The organism is Cellvibrio sp. OA-2007 (genome assembly GCF_000953825.1).
In the GTDB taxonomy this organism is placed as follows: Bacteria; Pseudomonadota; Gammaproteobacteria; order Pseudomonadales; family Cellvibrionaceae; genus Cellvibrio.
The window spans coordinates 29622-47427 of the sequence record NZ_BBUL01000094.1; the positions used below are offsets into that span (position 1 = coordinate 29622).

Below are 17806 nucleotides of genomic sequence, written 5' to 3' on the forward strand. Positions count from 1 at the left end.
GAACAACTTCCTTTTAGTATTTTGTAGATGCAAGCAATATTTTTACTTCAACCCGACGATTCAGTGATCGCCCCTCTTTTGTATTGTTTTCAGCAAGAGGTTCAGCATCACCCAATCCTCTTACTTCAATTAGGCGATGCCCCAAAAGGCTTATCTGTAACTGCCTCGCAACACTCCCTGCACGGTCCACCGATAAATGCCAATTAGACGGAAATCGTGCAGTGCGAATAGGAACATTATCCGTATGACCAGAAATCACAGCGCCCTTTCCATAACGGTTAACAGCATCAGCAATTTTATTAATCACCTCCAAATAACTTGTATTGATGGCAGCGCTGCCAGACTCAAATAGACCATCCCCCATAAGAGTAACCACCGCGACGCCCGCAGATTCACGTACGGTCACCAACCTCAGCTTAACCTCCTCCTGAAGCATTAGTGATACTGGATTGTCAGGCTGAGCGACTGGCGAGGCAACTACTTTAGGTATAGGCAAGGCAACAATTTGAGCAAATACGAAGTCAGAATAAACCGATAACTTAAGTGCAAAATAGACAAACAAAACCGCGCCCACAATCACACCAAATAGCGCTGACACCCACACCGGCAACAATGTCCATATAGCGGTACGCGGTTTTGCATACCCCATCCAGTGAGAAGATAACGCTTTAATTTTTTCACCCTTAAGGTTGGCAAGCATATCCGCTAATCGCAGGCGTAATAACTCCAACTGGGATTGGCCGTTGGGTACTATTTTATATCGCCCTTCAAAGCCGAGAGAGATGCAAAAAAACATTAGCTCGATAAGATCGCGATGCAATGCAGGTGTCTGCGATACCTTAGCCAAAATTTGGAAGAACTTTTCCCCTCCCCAAGTCTCATTGTGAAACGTTACCAACAGACTGTAGCGAGGCCAAACACCTCCTCCCCCCCAAGGAGTTTGAGCAGCTGTTTCATCAATCACAGTGCATAAACAATACCGCGCGGCAGTAATATGTTCAGGCGATATAGCTTCAGCTTTTGCTCTCGCCTCAAATTTTTTAATTTCTTCAATTAAGTAATTACGCAGCAGGGAGGGGTCAGGATTGTGCACCAAAGTGCGAACCTGATAGATCATATTTAAAATCGGATTAGCAACCGCCAAAAGCGGATTACTCCCAGAAAAAACCTCATCCGACTCATTAGAAAATGAATTGGATATAGGCACCTCAGTTGTGGCCTTCGCTCTCCCTCCGGGATTTGGAACCACAAAGGTTCTGGACGTGCTTACTCCGAATGAATCAATATCGAGCATAATAGTTCCCTATAATCGTTAGATTATCTACGTATTGCCCAGCATTGCATTTGTAAATCGGGAAAATCACCCGCCACATGCATAGCAATAGTACCTGTGGCCTTAAATGCGGCCCACATATCCGAACTAGCATCCAATTCAAAATAGTGCGTCCCTGTATGATAGGGAATTTGACGTGGCGCTATAGGAAGCGCACTCAATAAAATACCCGGCAACTGCAAATTGACCAAATCTCGAATTTTATCAACTGACCCAATTTTTATTTGCTTAGGAAAACTTTGTTTCAGTACATCAGGAGGAACGCTTGCGTGAACAGCTAAAACAAACTGACAGGAAGTAAATAGATCACGATCAACTACCTGACCAATACGAACACCATAGTTTTTTTCTACCAGCTGAATTTCAATCGCATTTTGTTCCAACACAGTAGACAAATAACGCCTTAGTATTTGCACCAAAGGAACAAAAGATTTATCTAGATCATCATGAAAATATAGTGGTAAATCACCAGTGCGTTTGTTATCACTTGCAAAGGTCGCTAACTCACCACAAAGCGCAATCAACATTTTATAAGCCTCTTCAGGGGTTCCACCCTGACTTTGCAATAAATGTGTTAATTGAGGCTCACTGCGATTCAGTAATTGCAACATCAAGAACTCACCCACCTCGGAAACACCGCCTCTGCCAGGCTGACTAATACGTGTACTCAATACATCAGCGCGTTGCTTTACCAAGCCAAGCACTTCGTTTAACAAGGATGTCAAACCGCTTGATGCGGAGCTAGAAATTAAGGTAGGAATATATTGATGATCTAATAACAACTGCCGATCAGTGCGTCTATCTAAAATTCGTACAAGCCCCAAAGCGACCCAGGAGTCTGTCAATTCGGATTGCAACAATAACCTTAAGCGAGGCTTAGCCAATTGCAATTCTGCCGCTTCGCCACCCACAGAATTGATGTCGTCTGTTAAAACATCCTCTACTGAATAACGAGCTAGCCCTGCTTCATCCGCATCAAAGGCAACCAATTCAGTTTGATTATTGTGTATGGGTAAAGCGAGATAAATAACTTGATCCGCTACACCATCTTTTACCGTAAGCGGCTTAGGTGCATCACTAACAGAAGAAAAACTAAACGGCGTACCATCTGGAAATACACCTTCAGCCTCTAAAATCGCAATAACACCAAGAGTCAGAGACGATGTATCTAACTGCAGTCGCCTAAACCCCCAAAAATAATGTGCAGGCGCTTGCGCTCGCTGATGGCGCATCACCTCCATATATCGTTCTTGCTGCTGAAAATGTTGTGGTCGTAAAAACATTCCCTCAGACCAAACAACCTTTTTATAAGTATCCATAAAAACAAAAACTCCCATTAATGTTTTGTAGGCAGAGGCTCTAAGTGAATACTATTCCTTTTGAGCAACACCTTATGAGAATAAACAACGGTCCCATTGAACTTGGAAAAAAAACCTTCCGTTGATCGTGGATAGTCGTATACAAGCTGCCAAGTACTACTATCAATAACTCTATACCCAGCTACAATGCCAAAGGCACCTTCACCCTCGGCAATGACATAATTAAGATCAATAGTTTGACCTGGCTGAACCGTAATAAAGTTGATTTCAGTAAGATCTTGACCCAGTATGGATTTACCATTTTCAATCAGCGAAACATAGTCTGCCTTTTTAAACGAGGAAGAATTTTTTAGTTGGTAAATAATTAGTGCTAGCGGTGAAGCACGGCCATTAATATCAGGATTTAAATCGGACGAAGCAACCAGCGTTAACGATATTTTATTTTTTTTAGCTGTGGGACTAGAACAGGAAACAATCACCAAAAGTGATGTTAAAAGAACACATTTTATAAACAGTGCAAAATGGAAATTACGCTTATTGCAAAGCATAACTACTTTATTCTTGAAAATCGTAATTACGCTATAGCTTATCGCTGCCATGTCAAACTATATCCATATGGAGTTTGGAAATATCACCAGATCCCAAGCTGAGCGTTATATCGTTTGGACTGCCAACCCAGACCGCCAAAGCACTATAATTGTCTTGCGTCGCAGAGTTTCTATCTAGCACCAATTGTTCCATTCTAATTAACCACTCTTGAGCGGAACCAGCCAACCCCAAGGAAGACACCATTGCATCAGCATCTACCCCTTCCCAAAAACCATCTGAACACAATAAAAACGCATCACCTTCATTGAGAGAAAATGGTTCGTCGAGCGATTCAAAGTAAACCTCTTCGCCGGTACCTAAAGCTGCATAGAGAATATTTCGTGCAATACTACCTTGAACCAAACTCTCACTCATCGCAGGGGAATCAATAAAGCGTTGTTGCAAACTATGATCTTTAGTTAAAAGCGTGCAGCTACGTCGCCTTATCAAATAAATACGTGTATCACCTAGATGAATCCACTGCGCCAAACCTGCATCATCATTTAAAAAGAGACAAGCAACAGTAGTGCTCATTTTTTTTAATTGATTGGCTAGGGTTTGACCATAACGAATAGCGGAATCAGCCTGATGTAGCAATTGATCCACATGATTTTTTTTAATGCTAGGTTGAGCTGAAAATCCCATTAAAAATGTTTTTACCGCTGTTTCCGATGCCACATCACCACCTCCGTGGCCACCTGCGCCATCAGCCACAACAAAACAAGCTCCGTCTTCTGACATCCAATAACCACAAGCATCTTCGTTATAGTCCCGAGCGCCCTGCCGAGAAAGAGTGGCGAACTCTATTCTCATGCCTGATGTTGCTAAATAAGAACTCATGCACGCTCCCGAGCTTCACACATTCTGTCTATTTCTTGCTCATAGGCTTGTGAAAATGCCTGCTGAAAACGTAATTCAAAATCTTCCTTAGCATTACCGGCCACGCCTGAGTAATGTGTTTCATACAATTCCCAAAGTTTGGATTTTTTTGACATCGGCAAGAATGAATCAATGAAATTTTTATTGACCATGTATTTGTGAATTTTTTCAGGACTAAAATCCTTTACAACATCATAAACAGCCGCTCTCGCACCAGACATCATTCCAATTTGATGGGCCAAAAGATCATCAAAAGCATCATCAATAGCCTCCAACGAATGCATAAAACCGGGAACTCGTTCACCAAGTAGATGCACTAATGCTGAGTGAGCATCAGGTGCAAACTTCAATGGATTATTACCAGAGGAAGCAATAATAGTTACGTCAGCGCGGATCTCATGCTTAATTTGTGCTCGCTCATGCATCATATTGACCACACCAGCAGTTAAATGAAGCAATATCCCGCCTAACTTCTCAAAAAAATCCGCAGTCAATTCAGGTAGTTTATTTTGTTCTATTTGCAACCCGCGAGCTAAAGCATGGCGATGCTCATCGGACAAGCCAACACTTGGATTAGATGCTCCAACCGCAAATTTATTACCAGGTATCTGTTTTGCGCTGTGATCGTGAACTGGCACAAAAATATCAGACCCAGATTCCATCTTTTTTGCGGATGATTGATAAACAGAGTCAATTGCACGAGCTAAACGAGGAGCTACAAATAAAGAGCCAATTTCACCCCCTTCATCAAGAGGATAAGTTTCCGAAGAACTCTCTGCGGCACCTGAAGTCAATAAAACCAAAGGATCAGACTCTTCCTTTTTCAGCAATTTGTCGTCTGAAACATCATCACTAGAATTAAGTAAACTTTCATGCAATCCCAATTCACTTAAATTATTGAGTAGTACATTATTATCACTTTCATCATTAATAGATTCTAATGACACATTACTAGGAATGACATTTTCTAGAATTTTATCAGCTGAAAAAAAATCGAAGTCGTCAGGAATAATGCTTGTGGGACCTGGAAAATTGAAACTTGATTCCGCGGTCCCTATAACAGACTCATTAACAGACGATGTTTTTACTGGCTCCAATTTTAGTATATATGCGCCAATCATCAGGGAATCTGTAAGACTAACAACAGCTGACAAACCAGGTTGCAATTCGGTGGCACCAATAAATATACCAGTCGAACTGCTTACATTATTAATAATTGCTGATGAGTCATCTCTATAAGCGAGATGCGCCTGAACACGAGAAATTAAACGGGAAGGATCCTCGAGCACAAGATGATTAGTAGAGCCCCTACCAATGGAAATACGCTCACCAGCACCAAAATCACAAAGCACACTGTCATTGTTTATTGATGCACCATTATAAGAAATGGCCTTGACCATTAATCTTGAAGAGTACGACATGAAATCTATATCCATATAGTTGCAGAAAATATTTTCTGAAAGTAATTAACACACTATTGATAATGTTACTCATGGAAAGTGGCGCCATCATAGCGATATTTTTTTACATCACAAATCGAAAATGTAGATCTGCATCACAAAGATAAATTTGATTTGTAAATAGAATCGCCCCCTGTAAATTAAAGGGATGCAGTTACTAAACTTGCAAATTAATTTGTGAAGTACATCCCGCATTAACCAATAAACATATCTCACTACTTATAGCGGAATCTGCATGGACGCCAATGCAACTGCAACACCACCAACAAAACAGCCCACCTCCAGCGAAAGAGGAAACTATTCCGCATCAGCCCTTGCCAATGGTGCAAAGTTAAAAGAATTTGTTGTCACTGGAATCATTGGTGAAGGTGGATTTGGGATTGTTTATTCAGCTAATGACACCCTGCTACAGCGAAATGTAGCAATTAAAGAGTATATGCCTGCTGCTATTGCAAGTCGGCAGGCGTCATCGCACATTAATCTACGTTCAGTTCGTCATCAACAAACCTTTGCCGCAGGTATGCAAGGATTCATTGACGAAGCAAGGTTACTAGCGCAGTTTAAACACCCTGCCCTCGTGGAAATATTGCGCTTTTGGGAAGCCAATGGCACAGCCTATATGGTAATGCCGCACTACTCAGGCAAAACATTGCGCAACCTGTTAAAAACATCGCGCAACTTGTGCTCAGAACGCTGGTTAAAATGCATTCTAGGCCCAGTACTCGATGCCATCGAACTGCTTCATACCAATCATATTTATCATCGCGATATCGCACCCGATAATATTGTTATTCAAGACAATGGCCAACCCGTACTATTGGATTTAGGTTCTGCAAGACGTGTAATTGCCGGAATGCAAAGTGCTCTTACTGTCGTCGTAAAACCTGGCTATGCCCCGATAGAACAGTACACGGAAGACACAGCTAACGAACAGGGGCCATGGACCGACATATACGCACTCGGTGCCGTACTGCATTTTGCGATTACCGGTTCAGCACCAGCTGCATCAGTGTCACGAATGATGCGCGACTCACTAAAACTTCTAAACATTAATGATTATCCACAATACAGTGAGAGCTTTTTATCAGCGATAAATAAAGCACTAGCGTTACGTCCATGCGATAGATTTCAATCTATTGCTGATTTTCGAGACGCATTAACTATACACACCTCATTAACTGGCAATACCCCCCTTGTTGAGTTAGCACAAGAAAACGCAAAAAAACAAAAAGGTAACTCCAATCATCTACATAAAGATGACGAAATCACCCTTATTCTCTCAGAAGATGAAATAAGTGTTTTTAAGGAAAAGCTCCTTCAAACACTGCAATCACCCGCCACAAATAGTCGGGTTAACGACAACATACTACAAGACCATATGTCGCCCAAGAAAGATACTTCTATAAGTACTTTTGCCGATGTGAAAGATCTAATTGAAAACACGCAGATTACAAACTCCAATAAAGATGGACTGAAAAAAGCAACTACAAATCATGCGCAAAATGCAGAAGATCAGATTCTCAAGAATAAGAGGGGTACAAGAACAACTCAGCAGAACTCTGCCCCAATGGAAAGGCGCTTTCTTGCACTTCCGCTAGTAATTGTATTCTCTGTATTAGCTGGCATTATTTTAGCAGTAGCTTTTGTTGTCACCGACAGCAATTCTAACGACGAAAAAACAAGAAGACATGCTATCGAAGAATTACAACAAGATGAAACATCAGTCGAAGCGGCTATTGCGCTGTCGCCAGTACAAAACCATGACTTATTAAATAATCAAAACATTGCTGAACATGCTATCGAAAACAATTTTTTAACAACGCCCCCCTCAAGTATTGCCGGGCAACAAGAATTTCCAATAATTATGGAAGCAGGCGAAGCAAACCAAAATAAATCAGAAGAAATTTCTGCCGTGCGTGAAAACTCACCAGCACAGCAAACCATTGATGAGTCCGAAAATATTTCCACACAAAATAATGCGCAACCTAAGGATAACAACACCCCAATAACATCAAATTCCATTGCTCCCAGCAAGGTGAAAACTGTAGAGAGCGCAGCTCAAGCCGTTCAAATGAGTTCAATAAAAGTCACTCTAGTTCCTTGGGGTGAAATTTGGATAGACAACCAACGCTACGGTGTGAGCCCACCGCTTCGCGAAATATTGCTCGCGCCAGGCAACTATACCATTGAATTACGTAATCCAAGTTTAGCAACCGAAATCCGCACCATACATTTTGAACAGGGTGATAAACCAGTCATTTATCACAATTTTACTGACCCAAAAACTAACCCTGTTAGCACTAAAAAAGAAACAAAAAATAATGAATCCATAGAAGCAGCAGATAAAAAAAGTGAACAAACAGCTGCGCAGACCGAAGCGCAAGAAAATAGTGAGCAAAAGTCTCAACCACAAGAAAACTCAAAAGAAAGTACCGCTCAACCTATCACAAAAGATAGAACACTGAATATTAAAGTAATACCTTGGGGTGAGATCTATTTAGATGGAAAAATGAAGGGGGTAACTCCACCATTACGTCAAATTACGTTAACACCTGGCGATCACATTATTGAGATTCGCCATCCAAGCTATGCCACAAAAACCATCAAAATAGGTGCAGAAGATCCAGCATCGGAAACGCTCGAACATCATTTTCAATAAATTTATCAAGATACGGAAGCCATGAAAGCAATGCAGTTAACTACATGTTTAAAAAATAATTTATTCGCCATTATCACAATATCAAGCCTATTAATATGTGGCTGCAACACTACACCACAGAAGCCTGTAGAGCTCACCCCGTCGCAGATAAAAGTACAAGCGGGAAAATCCAGCTTTCAAAATGGCGAATATGGCGCAGCGGAACGTTCATTCCTTGACCCGAGCATTTGGCATGGCGAGAAGGAACTGCAGATTGAATCACTAAAATATTTAGCTTTTATCTATTGCGTTACTGATCGAGTAACACTCTGCCGCCATTCTTTCTATAAAGCACTGCAATTAAATCCAACTTTTGAACTGACACCGGCTGAAAGCACTCATCCTCTATGGGGCCCAGAATTTGTTGTGGCTCAAAGCGGTTTGAAAGGAAACTAATTAATATCGTGCTTAAAGGACAAACAAATGGATTACAGCAATATTGATTTTTCTTTTGACGCGCTTGAAAGCAAATTACTTCACAGCGAACATCGCGGCATAGAAATTGATTACGATCCGGATTTTCTAGAACTGGAAAACATGGTAGCCGTAAAAGCTGAACAGCAATATGGCGATACTATCATTCCTGCTACACCTATTGATTGGTCTAAAACACTAACCAAGGCATGCGAATTACTCAATAAAAGTAGAGACTATCGGTTGTGTTGCATTATTACTCGCGCACTAACACATAAGTATGGTGTTCGAGGAACACTTAAAGGTATTGATGCAATTCGCTTGCTTACGGAGCACTGCTGGAATGAATGTTTTCCCTCCACCGTCTATGATGGAGAAGCAGATTTCTTCCCTCGCGCAAATGCCATTGCAGAGCTCAACTCCAATACAGGCTTGTTAGGTGATTTACGCGCAAGCGAAATTAAACTAGGAGCAAGTGGAAAACTGTCAATCGGCCGAATAGAAAAAATTCTTAGTGGAAGAGTCGATAACGAAGACTATACACGCGAACAACTATTACAAATATTGCAAAATGAAGCTCTAGCAGATAACAGTGAATTACTAGCAATAAAAGAATTACACACTCAAGTTGTCGCACTAGAACAGCAGCTTTCGTTGTTATTTGGAAGCGATCAAGCACCTGACTTTGGACACTTGAAGAACCTACTGAGCCAAGCCAATCCAATTCACTACAGTGATAGCCCTATCGAAGTACAACCGATAGATGAGGATCCTGTATCCCTAAATTTATCAATCAATCAACAAGAGTTAAGCGCCATATCAGGCCAGATAAAATCTCGTACTGATGCAATAAAAACACTCGACAAAGTCTGCGAGTTTCTTGAGAAAAATGATCCATCAAACCCTGCTCCTCTGCTGATTAAACGCGCACGCAACATGATTGGACAGGACTTTTTTACTATTCTTAGCCAGCTGGCACCCGATGCTATAGCTCAGGCAGAACAAGTTACCGGAACACAACTTTAACAACCAACATCTGCGCATTGCAGGGGAGCTACCATGAGCAACAGTCAAAGCAGTCAGAAGTTTATCGCACGCAATCGTGCACCACGTGTGCAGATTGAATACGATGTAGAAATTTACGGCGCCGAAAAAAAGGTTCAAATTCCATTCATCATGGGCGTAATGTCTGATCTCGCAGGCAAACAAAAGGAAGAAATGCCGGCAATTGCAGACCGTAAATTTCTTGAAATTGATGTCAGCAATTTTGATGATCGAATGAAGGCACTTAAACCACGCGCGGCATTCCGCGTAGACAACACATTGACGGGCGAAGGTGAGCTGACAGTAGATTTAACATTTAACAGCATGGACGATTTTTCTCCATCTGCAATTGCAAAAAATATTGCACCACTTGCACAACTACTTGAGGCTCGCACCCAGTTAAATAATTTACTGACCTATATGGATGGAAAAACGGGCGCAGAGGAACTGATTAGTAAAGTTTTACAAGACCCAACTCTGCTAAAAAGCCTGGCTCTGCCAAGCAACACTACCGAAACATCAGAAGCTGCTGACGCAGTGTAATCCAGGCCACCGACAGGAGCATCCCCATGGAAATGAGCGAAGCTATCAGAACTCAGGAGTCGCAAGTTAATTTCAGCGATTTTTCCAGCCTATTACAAAAAGAATTTAAGCCAAAGACCGATGAAGCTAAATCAGCAGTGCAATTTGCTGTGCAAACATTAGCTCAACAAGCTCTATCGATGTCGGGCACTATTAATAGTGACGCATACAAAGCCATTGAATCTATCATTGCTGAAATAGACATGCGCCTATCTGAGCAAATCAATACTGTAATTCATCACCCCGACTTTCTTAAACTAGAAAGCGCTTGGCGTGGGCTGCATTATTTAGTCAACAATACCGAGACGGATGAAATGTTAAAAATTCGTTTCATGCCTATTACCAAACAGGAGCTTCATCGCACTCTGCGTCGCCATAAAGGCGTAGGCTGGGATCAAAGCCCTATTTTCAAAAAAATCTATGAACAAGAATACGATCAACTCGGCGGATCACCTTACGGCTGTGTAGTAGGCGATTACACTTTTGATCATTCGCCACCCGATGTTGAATTACTCGGTGAAATGGCAAAAATATCGGCTGCCGCCCACTGCCCATTCATCTCTGCCGCTGACCCAGCGGTAATGCAAATGGAATCATGGCAGGAACTAGCTAATCCACGTGATCTGACCAAGATTTTTGAAAATACCGAATACGCCGCATGGCGCAGCCTGCGTGAGTCAGACGATTCGCGCTATTTGGGGCTTAGTATGCCGCGCTTTTTGGCGCGCACACCTTATGGTGCAAAAACCAATCCTGTTGATGAATTTGATTTTGAAGAAAGCATTGATGGCGCAGATCACTCACGCTACTGCTGGGCAAACTCTGCTTATGCAATGGCGGTAAATATCAATAACTCGTTTAAGCAATACGGTTGGTGCACGTCAATCAGAGGTGTTGAATCGGGTGGCGCAGTCCCTAATTTACCCACACACACTTTCCCAACAGATGACGGCGGCATTGATATGAAATGCCCAACCGAAATTGCCATTTCCGATCGCCGTGAAGCGGAATTAGCAAAAAATGGATTCATGCCATTAATTCATCGCAAAAACACTGATGTGGCTGCATTTATTGGCGCCCAATCATTACAAAAACCCGGTGAATTTTTTGACCCTGATGCAACAGCAAATGCCAACCTAGCCGCTCGCCTGCCCTATTTGTTTGCCTGCTGCAGATTCGCACATTACTTAAAATGCATAGTGCGCGACAAAATAGGATCATTCAAAGAACGTGAAGATATGGAGCGTTGGCTGAATGATTGGATCATGAATTATGTAGATGGCGATCCTGCCAACTCATCACAACAAACTAAAGCATTAAAACCGTTAGCAGCTGCGGAAGTATACGTAGAAGAAGTGGAAGGAAATCCAGGCCACTACACATCAAAATTTTTCTTGCGCCCTCACTATCAATTGGAGGGACTGACCGTTTCATTACGACTGGTATCTAAATTGCCATCGGTAAAATCGGGCGGTCAATAAATATTAAGATCCTGCTGTTGAAATATGGCGGGATCTTAATAAACCAGGTATCACCATGTAAGGTGGTATGTATTTATGATGTTGTATTAACTAAGGAAGAATGACTATGTCTGCACATGAATCCCTACAGGATTTTTTTATCAAAATTGAAGGCATTGCTGGCGAATCAAAAGATTCCAAACACGCGGGCCAGATTGACGTTTTAAATTGGGGCTACGCAGTATCTCAATCCTCTTCCGCCAATACAGGCGGTGGTGGCGGTGTTGGTAAGGCTCACTTTAGTGAACTGGTATTTACTCACTACATTGATAAATCCACACCTAACCTAATGAAATACTGCGCTAGCGGTAAACACGTTCCAAGCGTGGAACTGTCTTGCTGCAAAGTAGGTGATGGTCAACAAGAGTACATGAAAGTTGTAATGACTGACGTGCTAATCACTCACGTTCGCCCTACTGGCGACTCAAGCAGCCCACGTGTAATGGAAGAAGTTGGTCTCTCTTATTCCACAATCAAAGTGGAAGTAAAAGAACAAAATGCCAACGGCTCTATGGGCGCAGCAGTTACCGGCGCCTGGGATGTAAAACAAAACAAGGCCGCTTAATTTGCCTGTCAGTTGCCTGTTCGCAGGCAACTGTTTTTTTGATATTACATTGACTGCTGTCACAACATAGCACTTGAAAATACTGTGAAAAAACGGGCCAACGACTTTTTAGAATTAGAAAGATGAACATTAATAAGCATTAAAAATCTATCAGAAAAAGCCAAGGAATAACGGAATGCAAGCAACAGCAGTCAAAAAAACTCACTCACATGACATAGCAATCGCAGTGCAAATTGAACAATTGTATGCAGATATTCGCAACCATCCTGGCAAAGTTGAATATCGAATTCATTTGGCTCAATTATTAATGGTAAATGGGCAGTGGAATAAAGCATTACAACAATTACAAACAGCAGCGCAGCTTGATACCAAAGCTGCTGCTATGGCACAGAGCTATCGTGCCCTGATTCAAGCCGAAACTGCCAGAGAACAGGTTTTTCAAGGGTTGGTCAACCCTCAACATATTTCTAGCCCGGATGACTGGGAAATTTTGTTAGCAGAATCACTCGTTGCGCGTGCGCACCATCAACTGGATGCGGCCGAAAAATTTTTGCAGCAGGCATTTAATGATGCACCGGCATGCGCATTTACCATTGATGGATCAGCTGCTGCTTGGATTGCCGATGGTGACTCGCGTCTTGGGCCAGTATGTGAAGTATTTATCAACGGACAATACTTTTGGATTCCTTTCAATAAAATACATCAAATTACCATTGAAGCACCGCAAGATTTACGCGATCTTGTATGGATCCCGGCCACCATCACACTGACCGATTTCTCCCGCCATTTCGGTTTTTTGCCAAGCCGTTATCCATTGAGCTATGCGCAGGCCAACGATCAACTTAGTTTAGCCAGCCTGACCGAATGGGCAGCAATTGATGAACACAGCTGGGCAGGATTAGGACAAAAAATACTAGTGACCAATCACGGAGAATATCCGCTGCTTGCCGTACGAACCCTCACCCAAATAGTGATGAGTGAATGACAGTGCAGCAACCACCCACCACTACTAATCGTATAGCACGCAGCAATCGGCTAACGCCAAGCTTATTAGATCGTCTAACCGATCATCAGCCAATTAATAAGCGTGAAGCTGTCAGCGTACAGGGAATGAGTAAGCGCGATTATCGTGCAAGTGTATTACGTGATATTTCATGGTTGTTGAATACCACTAATGCAGATTCAGCACTTCCGTTTGATGAGCTAAATTATGCTAAAAACTCTGTATTAAATTTTGGTGTCGCTGCTTTATCAGGGCAATATTTGGTAGATGATGACCGCAAGATGATTGCTCATTCCATTACCCAAACATTGCTAACATATGAGCCACGTATAATCCCAAAAAGCTTGTTCGTAAAAGCGTTGCCAATGGATGATGGTTATGCCGCGCGCAATCAACTTTCTCTAGAAATAAAAGGGCAGCTGTGGGCTGAGCCATACCCCCTCGAGTTCTTGCTGCGCAGCCATATTGATTTGGAAATTGGATTAGTCCAACTCACTGATATTCTGGACTCATCACTATGATTCAGAAAATGCTGGAATACTACAACAGCGAGCTAGCCTATCTGCGGGAAGCAGGTACACAATTTGCTGCACATTACCCTAAAATTGCCGGGCGTTTAGCGCTGAATGAGTCAGAAGTTGCCGATCCTTATGTAGAGCGTTTACTTGAGGGGTTTAGCTTTTTAACCGCACGTATTAAGTTAAAAATGGATGCGGAATTTCCGCGTTTTATTCAGCGCCTGATTGAAGTGACCTACCCTAACTACCTGGCGCCAACGCCTTCAATGTGTATTGTGCAGTTCACCCCTGGTGAATTAGTGCGGACCCAGCGCAGCACCTACCTTGCCCCCAAAGGAACGCGCCTGCGCTCTCATCCTATTCCCGGAGCGAGCTATTGTGAGTTTCGGACCGCACACAATGTAGAGCTACTCCCACTTAAATTAACTAATGCTAAATTTCATGCAGTGAGCAGCGAACTCAAACATCTTTATGCACCTACAAAACCTGCCCCAGTGTCTTGTTTACATTTACGCTTTTCACTGAGCATACCACTGGAATTTGGTGAGTTGAGCAATGATAAAATACCGATTCATTTAAGTGGCGACTTACAATTAGCTTCACGTCTTTACGAAATTATCATGGCGCATAATGTAGGGATTGCTCTACGAGCAGTCAGCGGCAGTGAAGATAAAGGTTGGCATTTTGAAGCTAATGCAATAGAAACCGTGGGGTTTAGCGAAAGCGATGCATTATTACCTTACGAAAATCAAAGCTTTCAAGGATATCGCTTATTGCATGAATACTTTTCCCTGCCCGGTCGTTTTCACTTTTTTGCTCTGCAAGGTATCAAACGGTTTTTATCGTCCAAACCTAAATGCCGCGAATTTGAAGTCGCCATACTATTGGACAAATCTACCGCCGATTATGAAAAATTAGTTGACAGCACTCAGTTTGCATTATTCTGCACACCCGCAATAAATCTGATTTCCATGCGAGCGGATCGTTTGCCACTGTCAGATGGCCGCAATGAATTTCATCTGGTGCCGGATAAAAGTCGCCCACTCGACTACGAAGTGTACAGCGTGAGTGCGGCAGAGGGTTTTGATCGCGATCATCGCATACAGCGTCAATTTCGCCCGTTTTATGCAACACATGCTGATGATCGCAGCAATCACGGTGCCTATTTTTCTATTCGTCGCGAACCGAGAGTTGCTTCGGAAGATATTTTACAAAATGGGGCTCGTTCAACCTATCAAGGCGCAGAAGTATTTATTTCGCTCGTCGATCAACAGGATGCACCTTTTGATAGAAAACTGCGGCAGTTAGGTGCCGATATACTGGCTACTAATCGCGACTTACCGCTATTAATCCCGACTGGATCAGAGCAAGACTTACGCCCCGTATCATCACTGCCAGTGGAGGGTGTACGTATTATTAGCGGGCCGACCAGGCCGGTGGCGGCGGTTGACGAAGGTCATATGCATTGGCGTTTTATCAGCCACTTGAATCTCTCTTATCAAAGTTTGGCGCAGCCCGACCCAGAGCAAAATGCAAAAACCTTGCGTGAATTATTGGGTTTGTATACTGCACTCGGCGATGCAGCATTGGGGCGCTATAGCAGTGCATTGATAAAATGTGCAATGCAACCTATTACCCGCCGCATGCCGGGCAAAGGGCCATTAATTTTTGGTAGGGGCACAAGTATTAAAATCGAAGTGGATGAGATTCCGTTTGCAGGCGCCAGCCCGTATGTTTTTGGTGCAGTGTTAGAACGCTATCTCGCTCGTCATGCAAGTATTAATTCGTTTACTGAAATGCAATTAGTCAGCGCTCAACGTGGTTTGATTGGTCACTGGCCAACCCGATTTGGCGAACGAGGCAATCTATGACGAACCTCGCACAATCACCGAGCACAACAGACGTATTACTGAGCGAGTTAGCGGCAGCGCCCTATTCAATGGATCTATTTGCACTGATGCGCCGCTTGGAAGCAAGCGACAGCACTACAACTAAATGGGGCTTTGCCAATAAATATCGCGATGAAAAATTGCAATTTGGTCAAGAACCATCATCCATTTTTCCGAGCTCCACCATCGCTAAACTCTATCAATACTCCAATGGTAGAAAGCCAAAACTAGCCATACATAGCTTTGGCTTGTTTGGTGCAAATGGCGCTATGCCACTAGTATTTACCGAATACGTCAAAGAGCGAATGGCGCATCATGGCGATTATGCCCTGAGTGATTTTATCGATATTTTCCACAATCGTTTAATTATGTTGTTTTACCGGGCTTGGGCCGATGCTAACTCCTGTACCAATATGGATGGCGCAGAGGAAAAATTTACCACTTATATTTCCAGCCTCTGCGCCTCTAGCCTGCCAAAGAGTACAGCAACAGATTCAATTCCAACTCACGCACGTTGGCACAACACAGGGCATTTGTTGCGACAGGCGCGTACCGCAGAAGGCTTAAAAAATATTTTATCCAGTTTTTTTAAAGTACGGGTACGCATAGAAGAATTTGTTGTACGTTGGTTAAATTTGCCAGCGGAAGAACAAACGCAGCTAGGAAACTTTAAAGGAACCCAATTGGGGTTTGATGCGGTGCTTGGGCGAAAAGTAATGAGCAAACAACATCATTTTCGTATTCATTTTGACTCGCTAACCATGGATCAATACGAACAGTTTCTTCCCAACACACTTAAATACCAACAATTACGCGATTGGGTTCGCACTTACACAAGCAAGGAATTTAGCTGGGATTTACAGCTAAACCTTAAAAAAACCATCAGTAACACTGGGTTACAGCTTGGCAATAGAAAAAATCTTGGCTGGAACACATGGCTTGGAAATGTATCGAACCACAATAGATATACAACCACCAAAGTAAGCTTTACGCCGGACCCGGAAAACACGCATCAATTTTCTTTTTAAACTTAAATATCAAAACACTCTTGAAGACTTTTATCATGATTAAAACAATATCCTACGTAAACTTTATTAAACATAATCTTGGCCTCGCAAGCCTGATACTAGCTAGTCTGCATTTACCAACACAAGCCGCTAACGAACCTGACCTCTACCTTATTCAAGCATTTGAAGGCGTGTGGAAAATGGAGCGCAGCGCCACCACGCTATTAACTGACCGTATAAATACACGAGCCGAACAAGGTATATTGTTTCACGAACCACAAGTGAAAGATGCACCCATCTATTTACGCAAATCCTACGAAGTCGGTGAAATCGAATATCGCCATAAGAAATATCCTGCCAATGAAACCCCGTGGGGCAATTTCCCGCATTTAAATCCTGACACTATGCGCTTAATCGAAATCAGCATACCGCAAACACGCTATTTAATTTTATCTGGTGAGGGTGAAAGTCTATTTTCTGCCACAGACTGGAATCGCTATCGCTTTTTGCATGTATTTGATATGGGACGAAGCCGTTATATCACCAACTATTACTCTGTTTTTGCCGAAGCACATTTAGGGGAGCGAGTGCTTGGTCGACTACCCAATTCATCTGTATTAAATTACGCCCGCGTGGTGCCCGCACAATGGGATGCAAATAACAATATTAGTGGCTATGAAGTACTACTTTACAATCTGGATCGTAATGGTATAAACCGCGCTCTGGAAAATAATGCACCTATTTCATACACCCTCACTAAAAATGCTGAAGGCCCGCTATGGACGCTTAGCTCAGCAGTATCTACCCCAGTTGCCGATGAGTTAGATCGAAAAGGTCATTACTTCACCGGCGCTCGCTTGTCTAGCCAGGAGCATCAAGCACGTACATTGGCATCACAACCGCCCAAAAAGAAAACCCGCAAAAAATCAAAAAAAAGTAATGGTAAAAAAACCACCGCACCTCTTATGCAAGATTAATTGAACAAAA

General features: G+C 42.7%; 16 protein-coding genes. 11 read left to right on the plus strand and 5 right to left on the minus strand.

Annotated elements, in window-relative coordinates:
- Positions 1–13: 13 nt before the first annotated feature.
- From icmH to tagH, 5 genes are read right to left on the minus strand one after another with little or no spacing between them, the layout of a single operon-like run.
- Positions 14–1294 carry a type IVB secretion system protein IcmH/DotU gene (icmH, locus tag AWU77_RS14875; RefSeq protein ID WP_062064895.1) on the minus strand — a complete coding sequence of 427 codons (1281 nt, stop codon included), beginning with the start codon at positions 1292–1294 and terminating at the stop codon, positions 14–16.
- 23 nt (positions 1295–1317) lie between these two features.
- Positions 1318–2652: a type VI secretion system baseplate subunit TssK gene (tssK, locus tag AWU77_RS14880; protein WP_193747544.1), complete on the minus strand. Its 1335-nt coding sequence runs from the start codon at positions 2650–2652 to the stop codon at positions 1318–1320.
- A 17-nt stretch (positions 2653–2669) separates the two neighbouring features.
- Positions 2670–3251: a type VI secretion system lipoprotein TssJ gene (gene tssJ, locus AWU77_RS14885; RefSeq protein WP_062064899.1), complete on the minus strand. Its 582-nt coding sequence runs from the start codon at positions 3249–3251 to the stop codon at positions 2670–2672.
- 1 nt (position 3252) lies between these two features.
- A complete protein-coding gene (locus tag AWU77_RS14890) occupies positions 3253–4080 on the minus strand; it encodes a PP2C family serine/threonine-protein phosphatase (RefSeq protein WP_084618464.1) in 828 nt (275 codons plus the stop codon).
- Complete coding sequence (gene tagH, locus AWU77_RS14895; protein WP_193747545.1) at positions 4077–5540, minus strand: type VI secretion system-associated FHA domain protein TagH; 1464 nt, start codon at positions 5538–5540, stop codon at positions 4077–4079. The genes AWU77_RS14890 and tagH overlap by 4 nt, the downstream gene beginning before the upstream one ends.
- Positions 5541–5814: 274 nt before the next feature.
- On the opposite strand from tagH, the gene AWU77_RS14900 reads away from it, so the two are divergent.
- From AWU77_RS14900 to AWU77_RS14950, 11 genes are all read left to right on the plus strand, one after another.
- Positions 5815–8238: a serine/threonine-protein kinase gene (locus AWU77_RS14900; protein ID WP_062064907.1), complete on the plus strand. Its 2424-nt coding sequence runs from the start codon at positions 5815–5817 to the stop codon at positions 8236–8238.
- Positions 8239–8259: 21 nt separating this feature from the next.
- Complete coding sequence (locus tag AWU77_RS14905) at positions 8260–8673, plus strand: TssQ family T6SS-associated lipoprotein (RefSeq protein WP_062064908.1); 414 nt, start codon at positions 8260–8262, stop codon at positions 8671–8673.
- A gap of 27 nt (positions 8674–8700) precedes the next feature.
- The gene (locus AWU77_RS14910; protein WP_062064911.1) at positions 8701–9717 is read left to right on the plus strand and encodes an ImpA family type VI secretion system protein; all 1017 of its coding nucleotides are present in this window, start codon (positions 8701–8703) and stop codon (positions 9715–9717) included.
- Between the two features lie 33 nt (positions 9718–9750).
- The gene (gene tssB / locus AWU77_RS14915) at positions 9751–10278 is read left to right on the plus strand and encodes a type VI secretion system contractile sheath small subunit (RefSeq protein ID WP_062064913.1); all 528 of its coding nucleotides are present in this window, start codon (positions 9751–9753) and stop codon (positions 10276–10278) included.
- Between the two features lie 26 nt (positions 10279–10304).
- Positions 10305–11798: a type VI secretion system contractile sheath large subunit gene (tssC, locus tag AWU77_RS14920; protein ID WP_202966662.1), complete on the plus strand. Its 1494-nt coding sequence runs from the start codon at positions 10305–10307 to the stop codon at positions 11796–11798.
- 106 nt (positions 11799–11904) lie between these two features.
- The gene (locus AWU77_RS14925; RefSeq protein ID WP_062064915.1) at positions 11905–12402 is read left to right on the plus strand and encodes a type VI secretion system tube protein Hcp; all 498 of its coding nucleotides are present in this window, start codon (positions 11905–11907) and stop codon (positions 12400–12402) included.
- A 175-nt stretch (positions 12403–12577) separates the two neighbouring features.
- Positions 12578–13387 (plus strand): type VI secretion system accessory protein TagJ, encoded by an 810-nt coding sequence (locus AWU77_RS14930; RefSeq protein ID WP_062064917.1) that lies wholly within the window; start codon positions 12578–12580, stop codon positions 13385–13387.
- Entirely contained in the window at positions 13384–13926 is a 543-nt protein-coding gene (gene tssE / locus AWU77_RS14935) for a type VI secretion system baseplate subunit TssE (protein WP_062064920.1), read from the plus strand. The genes AWU77_RS14930 and tssE overlap by 4 nt, the downstream gene beginning before the upstream one ends.
- Positions 13923–15794 carry a type VI secretion system baseplate subunit TssF gene (tssF, locus tag AWU77_RS14940; protein ID WP_062064922.1) on the plus strand — a complete coding sequence of 624 codons (1872 nt, stop codon included), beginning with the start codon at positions 13923–13925 and terminating at the stop codon, positions 15792–15794. The genes tssE and tssF overlap by 4 nt, the downstream gene beginning before the upstream one ends.
- On the plus strand, positions 15791–16840 hold the full coding sequence (gene tssG / locus AWU77_RS14945; RefSeq protein WP_062064924.1) for a type VI secretion system baseplate subunit TssG: 1050 nt from the start codon (positions 15791–15793) through the stop codon (positions 16838–16840). The genes tssF and tssG overlap by 4 nt, the downstream gene beginning before the upstream one ends.
- A gap of 35 nt (positions 16841–16875) precedes the next feature.
- The gene (locus AWU77_RS14950) at positions 16876–17796 is read left to right on the plus strand and encodes a hypothetical protein (protein ID WP_152625368.1); all 921 of its coding nucleotides are present in this window, start codon (positions 16876–16878) and stop codon (positions 17794–17796) included.
- Positions 17797–17806: the final 10 nt, after the last annotated feature.

Coding starts and splice junctions, on each gene's coding strand:
- icmH (WP_062064895.1), bottom strand. CDS start 1,294: ATGCTCGATATTGATTCATTCGGAGTAAGCACGTCCAGAACCTTTGTG.
- tssK (WP_193747544.1), bottom strand. CDS start 2,652: ATGGATACTTATAAAAAGGTTGTTTGGTCTGAGGGAATGTTTTTACGA.
- tssJ (WP_062064899.1), bottom strand. CDS start 3,251: ATGGCAGCGATAAGCTATAGCGTAATTACGATTTTCAAGAATAAAGTA.
- AWU77_RS14890 (WP_084618464.1), bottom strand. CDS start 4,080: ATGAGTTCTTATTTAGCAACATCAGGCATGAGAATAGAGTTCGCCACT.
- tagH (WP_193747545.1), bottom strand. CDS start 5,540: ATGTCGTACTCTTCAAGATTAATGGTCAAGGCCATTTCTTATAATGGT.
- AWU77_RS14900 (WP_062064907.1), top strand. CDS start 5,815: ATGGACGCCAATGCAACTGCAACACCACCAACAAAACAGCCCACCTCC.
- AWU77_RS14905 (WP_062064908.1), top strand. CDS start 8,260: ATGAAAGCAATGCAGTTAACTACATGTTTAAAAAATAATTTATTCGCC.
- AWU77_RS14910 (WP_062064911.1), top strand. CDS start 8,701: ATGGATTACAGCAATATTGATTTTTCTTTTGACGCGCTTGAAAGCAAA.
- tssB (WP_062064913.1), top strand. CDS start 9,751: ATGAGCAACAGTCAAAGCAGTCAGAAGTTTATCGCACGCAATCGTGCA.
- tssC (WP_202966662.1), top strand. CDS start 10,305: ATGGAAATGAGCGAAGCTATCAGAACTCAGGAGTCGCAAGTTAATTTC.
- AWU77_RS14925 (WP_062064915.1), top strand. CDS start 11,905: ATGTCTGCACATGAATCCCTACAGGATTTTTTTATCAAAATTGAAGGC.
- AWU77_RS14930 (WP_062064917.1), top strand. CDS start 12,578: ATGCAAGCAACAGCAGTCAAAAAAACTCACTCACATGACATAGCAATC.
- tssE (WP_062064920.1), top strand. CDS start 13,384: ATGACAGTGCAGCAACCACCCACCACTACTAATCGTATAGCACGCAGC.
- tssF (WP_062064922.1), top strand. CDS start 13,923: ATGATTCAGAAAATGCTGGAATACTACAACAGCGAGCTAGCCTATCTG.
- tssG (WP_062064924.1), top strand. CDS start 15,791: ATGACGAACCTCGCACAATCACCGAGCACAACAGACGTATTACTGAGC.
- AWU77_RS14950 (WP_152625368.1), top strand. CDS start 16,876: ATGATTAAAACAATATCCTACGTAAACTTTATTAAACATAATCTTGGC.